This is a genomic window from Planktothrix sp. FACHB-1355, from assembly GCF_014748295.1.
Taxonomy (GTDB): Bacteria; Cyanobacteriota; Cyanobacteriia; order Cyanobacteriales; family Aerosakkonemataceae; genus Aerosakkonema; species Aerosakkonema funiforme_A.
Window position 1 is genome coordinate 1 of record NZ_JACJUP010001083.1, and the last position, 2,406, is coordinate 2,406.

Sequence of the window (2,406 nt, forward strand, 5' to 3'; positions counted from 1 at the left end):
ATTTCCTAAAAATATTTTCTCACCCAAATCGTTTCAAATTGCCTTGTATATTCAGAAGCGCGTCCTTTTTTAGCCCCTAAAGTTAATGGGAGCGTCGCCTTAATATATTTAAGGGTAGAGCAAGCTTTAGTTCTATTTGACCTCAGCCACAGCAGAGCTACTTAATCCCACAAAAGTGCCTATTTCCTGAATCTGTACTTATTCCGCAAATAAACCGTATCGTGCGTAACAGCTTTTGGAAATTTCTGGCCTACGAAGTTTAGATAGCACAACAGTAACTAACATGAAACGAGTAGCAATTAATGGATTTGGACGGATCGGACGGGCTTTTATGCGGATAGCGCATGAAAACCCAGATATTGAAGTCGTCGCCGTCAACGACGTGGCATTAAAAACCGATTTAGCAGCATATTTGTTGCTATATGACTCCATATACGGTCGTTTCCCCGGTGAGGAAGTAACTCCCACAGAAAAAGGTCTTAAAGTTGCCGATCGCGAAATCCCCCTTTTGGCAGAAAAAGACCCCGCCGCCCTTCCCTGGAAAGATATGGGAATTGATGTGGTAATTGAATCTACCGGCGTTTTTCGCAGCGCCGAAAAAGCTGGTTTGCATTTGCAAGCTGGTGCCAAAAAAGTGATTATCAGTGCGCCCGCTAAAGGTTCATCAGTTCCTACCTTTGTTTATGGCGTCAATCACGAAAAATACGACAAAGAAAGAGATAACGTCATCTCAGCCGCTTCCTGTACCACCAACTGCTTATCGCCAATTGCCAAAATTCTCAACGATGAATTCGGCATCGAAAAAGGTTGGATGACTACCGTACACGCCTACACCGCCGATCAGCGTTTAGTTGATATGGGACACCCAGAAGAATGGGCACGCGGACGCGGTGCAGCTCAAAATATTGTCCCGACAACTACGGGTGCTGCTGTAGCTGTTGGCTTAGTTTTACCCGAACTGAAAGGACGTTTTGATGGGATCGCCTTGCGCGTACCCACCCCCACAGGTTCTGTCACCGACTTAAATGCGATATTGCAAAAATCGGTAACGAAAGAGGAAATTAACGACGCCTTCCGCAAGTATGCTTCTGGTTCGATGAAACCAATTCTCAAAGTGAGCGATTTGCCTTTGGTTTCTAGCGACTGTGTGGGCGATCCTCACTCGGCAATTGTGAATCTCAAATCTACAAGTGTACTTGATGGCAACTTTGTCAAAGTTCTCGCTTATTACGATAACGAGTGGGGCTATTCCAACCGACTGGTGGATTTAACTTTGTACATTTAGCCATTTCTTTCTAGCTTGGGTTTCATGTTTCAACCCAACCTACGAAATTACTTATAAACCCGGTTTCTCCAAGAAACCGGGTTTATGGATATTTGCTGCTATATTGGATTTTAATCCCATTGACAAGCAAAAAATTATGAAATTAAGCATTATTCGCACTACTCTACTTGTGAGTGCTATTTTGTCCGCCAATGCTGCGATCGCACTCAACCCAGAGCCCATAAATAAATGCAATAGCTATTCCTTAGCCTGTCGAAACACGCTTATATCCAGGTTAAGTAGCGAGCAGTTGAACCCCTTTCTGCGACTAATTCAATCGGGAACAGACGATCGAGAAGCCAAAAATTATAACCAAGCAATACAAACATTTCAAGCTGCTTTGCAACTAGCACAACGGCTTAATTACGCCGATGGTCAATGGTTGGCTAGATATAACATGGCACAGACCTATCTAGAATCAGATAATTTTCCGAAAGCACTCGAACTTCACCAACAAAATTTAGCGTTTTTCCTGCAACGGCAAGAAGATTTCGACGATAAAACTAAAGCTCCTTACACCTTAATTTATATAAGCGATATCTACACCGCCCAGAAAAACTATGCAAAAGCAATAGAATCTCTCAATCAAGCTATCGCCTTTATAGAAAAGGTAAATCTATCTCCTTATTCCGATAGCAAAGCCAGAGTTTTACAACAATTGGGAATGAATTATTTCCTCGCTGGCAATATGCCCGCCGCCGACACCAATTTAGCAGCATCGCTAGCAGCTTACCAAAATATACGCAAGCAGAGAGTAGGCGAACAGTTGGCTCAGCAAGTTGATTACTCTTACGAAATCGAAGTAAATCGCTGGCGGCAGCAAGTTTTAGTAGCCCAAAACCGATTTAACGAAGCATTGGAATTAGCAGAACAAAATCGCGCCCGCGCTTTTGTGGGGCTTTTAGCGTCTCGCCTAAATTCTACCTCTGAATTTCCCGCAACAGATGATGCACCTAACATTGAGCAAATCAAGCAAATCGCCAAAGCAGAAAATGCGACTTTAGTCACTTATAGTGTGATTTACGATTTCAATCCGCAGGGAGCTTTTTGGGCAGAAAATTATCAAAAATTTCGGGCGACAA

Annotated in this window: 2 protein-coding genes; both read left to right on the forward strand. The window is 43.2% G+C overall.

All coding sequences use genetic code 11. The features are described 5' to 3' along the window. Positions 1 to 283: 283 nt before the first annotated feature. Entirely contained in the window at positions 284 to 1,285 is a 1,002-nt protein-coding gene (gene gap / locus H6S82_RS29250) for a type I glyceraldehyde-3-phosphate dehydrogenase (RefSeq protein WP_190462053.1), read from the forward strand. 136 nt (positions 1,286 to 1,421) lie between these two features. Next, a partial coding sequence (locus tag H6S82_RS29255; protein WP_191057179.1) for a tetratricopeptide repeat protein occupies positions 1,422 to 2,406 on the forward strand: 985 nt, incomplete at its 3' end.